This window comes from Streptomyces lycii (assembly GCF_009735685.1).
Taxonomy (GTDB): Bacteria; Actinomycetota; Actinomycetes; order Streptomycetales; family Streptomycetaceae; genus Streptomyces; species Streptomyces lycii.
Genome location: NZ_WHPN01000405.1, coordinates 1 through 5,405, shown reverse-complemented (window position 1 = coordinate 5,405; position 5,405 = coordinate 1). Strand labels below are relative to the sequence as shown.

Annotated in this window: 5 protein-coding genes; 1 reads left to right on the top strand and 4 read right to left on the bottom strand. The window is 76.3% G+C overall.

Translation table 11 applies throughout. From position 1 onward, the window contains the following. Nucleotides 1-666: 666 nt before the first annotated feature. The 4 genes from GCU69_RS28575 to GCU69_RS28560 form a co-directional block, all read right to left on the bottom strand. A complete protein-coding gene (locus tag GCU69_RS28575) occupies nucleotides 667-1,281 on the bottom strand; it encodes a DUF2567 domain-containing protein (protein WP_156207628.1) in 615 nt (204 codons plus the stop codon). Nucleotides 1,282-1,340: 59 nt separating this feature from the next. Next, entirely contained in the window at nucleotides 1,341-2,201 is an 861-nt protein-coding gene (locus GCU69_RS28570; protein ID WP_170315960.1) for an ABC transporter permease, read from the bottom strand. Nucleotides 2,202-2,454: 253 nt separating this feature from the next. Beyond that, nucleotides 2,455-3,495, bottom strand: coding sequence for an ABC transporter ATP-binding protein (locus GCU69_RS28565; RefSeq protein ID WP_098751442.1), 1,041 nt, complete (start codon nucleotides 3,493-3,495; stop codon nucleotides 2,455-2,457). 85 nt (nucleotides 3,496-3,580) lie between these two features. Continuing rightward, nucleotides 3,581-4,885 carry an NYN domain-containing protein gene (locus GCU69_RS28560; RefSeq protein WP_098751443.1) on the bottom strand — a complete coding sequence of 435 codons (1,305 nt, stop codon included), beginning with the start codon at nucleotides 4,883-4,885 and terminating at the stop codon, nucleotides 3,581-3,583. Nucleotides 4,886-5,154: 269 nt separating this feature from the next. On the opposite strand from GCU69_RS28560, the gene GCU69_RS32870 reads away from it, so the two are divergent. Next, nucleotides 5,155-5,328, top strand: a complete 174-nt coding sequence (locus tag GCU69_RS32870) for a hypothetical protein (protein ID WP_170315959.1) — start codon at nucleotides 5,155-5,157, stop codon at nucleotides 5,326-5,328. Nucleotides 5,329-5,405 lie beyond the last annotated feature (77 nt).

Below are 5,405 nucleotides of genomic sequence, written 5' to 3'. Positions count from 1 at the left end.
ACGGGCCGACCGACAACGGTGTCGCAGCCCTTGGGGCGGGCTCACCGGGCGACGATGCGGCAGTTGGGACAGGCTGGCCGACCACGGTACGGCAGCCCTTGGAACGGGCCGACCGACAACGGTGCGGCACTTGGCGGGCCGTCGCGGCAGGCGCGGCCCGGGAAGCGGGCCTCGCGAGTCCGCCTCGGCGGACCGGCCCCGCGAACCCGCCCGGCGAACCGGCCCCGCGTACAACCCCGGCGACCGGCCCCCTGGTGTACGCGTGCCCGCGCCGGAAGCGGCCGGCGCGGGAAGTATGGACGGCGGCTCCCGGCAGGCGCACTCTGTCCCCAGCCGCGGGCCCGGAGCCCGCGCCCGGAGGGGGTCGTCCGATGTCCAAACGCACCCGCAAGCGCAAGTGGCGCATTCGCAAGCGCCGGGCCAACCACGGCAGGCGCCCGGCCTGACGGCGGGCACGCCCCCCGCCCGACGGCAGACACCACCCGCCCGCCGACCGACGCCGACGGCGACGCCGACGGCGACGGCGACGGCGACGGCGACGGCGAAGCCCGAGGCCGGAACCGGAGCCCGAGGCCCGGCACCGAAGTCCGGGCCCGCACCGGCGGCACGGCAGCACGCACGCACGCGGCCCCGGACCTGCCCGGTCCGGGGCCGCGGCGCGGAACGTCAGTTCTTGTCCGGCCAGAGACCGGGCGGCACCGGCTCGGGGTCACGGGGGCCGAAGAAGCCGGTGAGGGCGAGATGGACGGCCGTCGCCGCCACCGGCCAGGCGAGCAGCGCCCCCTTGGCGCGGAGCTGGAGCGGCGCGTCGAAGACGACGCCCTTGCCGACCTCCCGCGCGTGCGCGGCGACATCCGTGGTCGGCCCGAACATCACACCGGTCCGCCACGCGATCACGGAACCGAGCAGGCCGCCGACGGCCAGGCCGATCACGACGGGGATGCCGCCCCTGCGGAGGCACAGGAAGACCACCAGCGCGGTCACGGCCCCGAACGCCAGGGCCAGCAGCACGAACGTCCCGTCCGCCCCGACGGCCTCCTCCCCCTCCGTGTGCTGGAGGAAGACGGCCTTGCCGTCCGAGATCAGCGGGACCCGGGGCGCCAGCCACAACCACAGCACCCCGAGCAGCACCCCGCCGAGCGCCACGGCGACCGTCACCAGCGCGCCCCGGCCCACCCCGGAACGGCCGGAGTCCGGTGACGCGCCGGGATACCCGGCCGAGGTCTGCCAGGGGTCGTGGTCGGGTGATCCGTGCGGCGGCGGTGTCAGTGGTGCGGTCACCCCGCCATCGTGCCAGGTGGCGGCCGGGCGTCCGGCGGCAGGACGGCGCTGTGGGCGCGTCACCGTACGGCCGCCCGCCGGTACGCCCAGGTCGCGACGGTCAGCGAGGCCACCCCGACCGCGGCACAGACCGTCAGGTCCAGCCCGAGAGCCGCCCAGTCCGGCCGGGGGTCGAAGGCCCGGGCCAGCGCCTCGACGCCGTACGTCGACGGCAGCAGGTCCCGGGTCCAGGCCACCGGCCCGGGCAGATGCGCGGCGGGCAGCACCCCCAGCAGCAGCGCGGCGGACATGCCCAGCTGGCCGAGCAGGGTCGCGATCTCGGGGCGCGGCGCGAGCAGTCCGAGAGCCGCCCCGAGCCCCGCCAGCGCGGCACCGGCGAGTGGGATGACGGCGACGAGCACCCACAGGTGCCCCAGCGGCAGCTGGAACATCACGCTGCCGGTCACGGCGGTGACCACGGTCCCGGGGGCCGTGAACGAGGCGTACGCCCCCGCGACGCCCAGCACCACCGCGGCGGGCGGCACCGGCAGCGTCGCGTAGTGGTCGAGACCGCCGCCGGCGCGCAGCTGACCGAAGTACTGGGCGAGGAGGTTGAGCGCGACGAAGGCCACGACGAGCACGCTCGACCCGGCGACGACGGCCCGCGCCTCGTCACCGCCGTCGACCACCCCGCGCATCAGCACCATGATCCCGACGGACTGGAAGGTGGCGACGAACAGCAGCGGGATCCGGGCGACCCGGGCGCGCGAGAGCTGCGCCCGGTAGACCGCGGCGAGCGAGGGCAGCAGCCGCGCCCGGGGGGCCAGCGGCGCGGGATCCGCGTCCCCGGCCCGGCCGGGGGCGGCTGGGGTCGCCGTACGGCCGGGCCGGGCCGCCGCCCGGGCGGTGGCGGCCACGGACTCCGCGGGCACGACACTCACGTTGCGCTGCTCCTGTCCGTTACGGGACTGTCCGGTGCGGGATTGTCCGTTGCAGGGCCGTCCGATGCGGGGCCGTCCGATGCGGGGCCGTCCGATGCGGGACTGGCCGTCGCGGGACTGGCCGTTGTGGGACCGTCCGATGCGGGGCCGCCCGCCACGGGACTGGCCGTTGGGCGGCCGCCCGTTGCGAGGCCGCCCGTCGCGGGACCGGCCGGTGCGAGGCCGTCCGTCGCGGGGCGTGCCCGGTGTCCGGTCATCCCTTCACCAGTCCCTCGGTGCGGTCCCCGCCGAGCGCCAGATAGACGTCCTCCAGGCTGGGGGTGGTGAGGGTGAAGTCGTCCAGTGCCGCGAAGGCCGATCCGCCGGTGACCGCGGCCACCGCGGCCCTGGCCTCGTCCTGCGGCAGCCGCAGGTTCCAGCGCCGCCCGGTCTCCTCCGCCACCGCCCGGAGCGCCGCGACCTCCGGGACGTCCAGCGGCGGCCGGTCCCGCCACAGCAGCTCCAGCCGCACCTCGCCGTCCACCAGGGCCTTGAGCCCGGCGGGCGTGTCGCAGGCGATGACCTTGCCGCGGTCCAGCACGGCGACCCGGTCGAGGACCGTCTCCGCCTCCAGGACGTTGTGCGTGACCAGGACGACGGTGGCGCCGCGTTCCGTGCGCCGCCGGTCGACGGCGGCCCAGACGGCCCGCCGGGCCACCGGGTCCATGCCGGTGGTGGGTTCGTCCAGGACGAGCAGCGGGCGGTCGCCGGCCAGGGCCGCGGCGAAGCAGGCCAGCCGGCGCTGGCCGCCGGAGAGCTTCTTCAGCGGCCGTCCGGCGATGGGGCCGAGGCCGAGTTCGCCGAGCACCGCGTCGCGTTCGGCGCGGGCCGCGCGGACGCCGAGGCCCCGCAGCCGGCCGGTGGTCTCAGCGGCGAGCGCCACGGTCAGCTCGTCCAGCGCGGTGGACTCCTGCCCCAGATAACCGATCAGCCGGGCGGCGCGCTCGGGATGGCGTACGAGGTCGTGCCCGAGGACACGGACCTCTCCGGCGTCGGGCCGCATCAGACCGGTGAGCTGCCGTACGAGGGTGGACTTGCCGGCGCCGTTCGGTCCGAGCAGCCCGAAGATCTCGCCGGGGCCGACCTCCAGGGAGACGCCGTCGCTGGCGCGGACGGCGGGCGGGGCGGGCGCACCCCGGCGGCGGGCACGGCCCGCCGGATAGCTCTTGACCAGTCCGCGGACCGCGCAGACGGGCGCGGCCTCCGCCGCTCCGGCTCCGTCGCCGCGCGTTGCTGGTGCTGTGCCCGTACTCACGGACAACGAGAGTACGCGTCCGTGCCCCGGCCGCCGTCCCCGGCCCCGGCTTGCGCCCGGTGCGGGCCGCGGCCCGCCCGGACCGTCAGTCGTGCGCCGCGGCCCGCTCGGTGGCGGTGCGGGCGTCGACCTCGCGCCAGAAACCGGCCCGGATGGCGTACCGGTCGCGCTCGTCGATCTGGTCGTCCTTGTGCGCCAGCAGCCCGAAGCGGGCCGCGTAGCGCAGCAACTCGCCGTCGATCCGGTGCGGGACCCGCGGATACTCCTCGGAGAGCTGCCGCAGATGGGTCGCCGAGGACAGCCGATCCGTCCAGCGGCGGGCGAAGACCTGGCCGACCTCGAACGGGTCGCCGCTGACCGTGGTGATGTCCTCCTCCCGGTCCGCCCAGCGCTGCTCGGCGCTGGTCAGCTGGGCGAGGGTGGGCAGCGCCGCGGTCTCGGGCGGCTCCGCCGGCCCGCCGCCCCGGTCGACCCAGCCCTTGTCGGAGGACCAGCGCAGGGTCGCGTTGGGCACCGGCGGCGGTGCTCCGAGGCCCGGTGACCCGTGTCCCCGGCCCAGCCCGGCGAGGTCCTTCGGGGTCGGCACGCCCTTGGTCGCGGCGTGGTCGGGCCCCGGTCCTGCCTGCTCGCCGGGCCGGGAGGTGTCCGGGCGGTCCGGGGCCACGGTGGCGGTCCCGGCCTCGCCGCCCGCGGGGGCGTCCGCGGTGACCGGGCCGGCCCCGGCGCTGCCGTTGCGCGCGACGGTGTGCTGCGGACCGCCGGACGCCTCCGGCAGCGGTGCGGACAGGATCGCCGCGATCTCGGGGCGCGGCGCGGGCTGCGGCGGGCAGGGCACGCCGGTCTCCCTGGCCTGGACGGCGCGGGTGATCCAGGCGCGGTCCAGCACCCGCCGCTCGTCGGCCTCGGCGACGAGGTCCTCGGACTGGTTGTAGTCGCCGTCGGCGGCCTGCACTGCCCAGAGATGGACGGCGACGCCGTGTTCCTTGGCCGACATCAGGCCGGGCAGCAGGTCTCCGTCCCCGGTGACGAGCACGATGTCGGCGCAGGCGCGGTTGCGGGCCAGTTCGGTGAGTTCGGCGTGCATGGCCGCGTCGACGCCCTTCTGGGCCCAGCGGCCGTCGCTGCGGGTCAGGGCGCCGAGCCGGACGGTGACCCGCGGCATGACCCGCAGCCGCCGGTGCTCGGGCTGCGGCACCCGGTCGGGGGCTCCGTCGAACCAGTAGATGCGCAGCAGCGGGCATTCCGTCTCGGCCTCGGCGCGTTCGCGCAGGCCCTGGACGAGGGCGACATGGTCGACGGTGATACGGGATCGGGCGGGCTCTCCGGCGAGCAGGCTCGCGGCGGCGCCCAGCAGGTAGCCGGCGTCCACCAGGACGACGCAGCGGTCCACGGTCCACCCTCTTTCTGAATCCGTCGCCCCCCGGAACGGTTTTACATCGGTTTCCTTCGAGTCTGCCCGACCGTGCGGGGGGTTATCTGCCGAACTGGATCATCGGCGTGGCGCGATCGGGAGCGGCCGGCCGACTCTCCCTTTCACGGACGGTAATGACCCGAAATGCGTTCGTTGTCCGGCCGTGCCAGGGTGAGGGGCATCGGCGCTCCTGACTCCCCTGCCAGGGCGTCGGCCCAGGTCCCCAGATCCCATCAGGAGGCACGATCATGGGCAAGAACAAGAACCGAGATCGTAGTCAGCAGAAGGCCGGCCGGCCGGAGCGCGGGCAGCAGGACGCGGAGCGCTCCGCCATGGAGGCGCAGAACAGGCCGCAGTCCGAGGCACAGGGCAGCCCGCGGGACGTCGCGCGGAAGCACCAGCGGCGCTTCGGCCACAACTGAGGGCCCCGTCGGACGAGGGGCGCGCCCGGTGCGGGCGCGCCCCTCGGTCGCGTGCAGGCCCCGCGGCCGCCCCGAGT

Bases quoted from the DNA above. Each gene is read 5' to 3' on its own strand.
- GCU69_RS32870 (WP_170315959.1), top strand. From the start codon at position 5,155: ATGGGCAAGAACAAGAACCGAGATCGTAGTCAGCAGAAGGCCGGCCGG.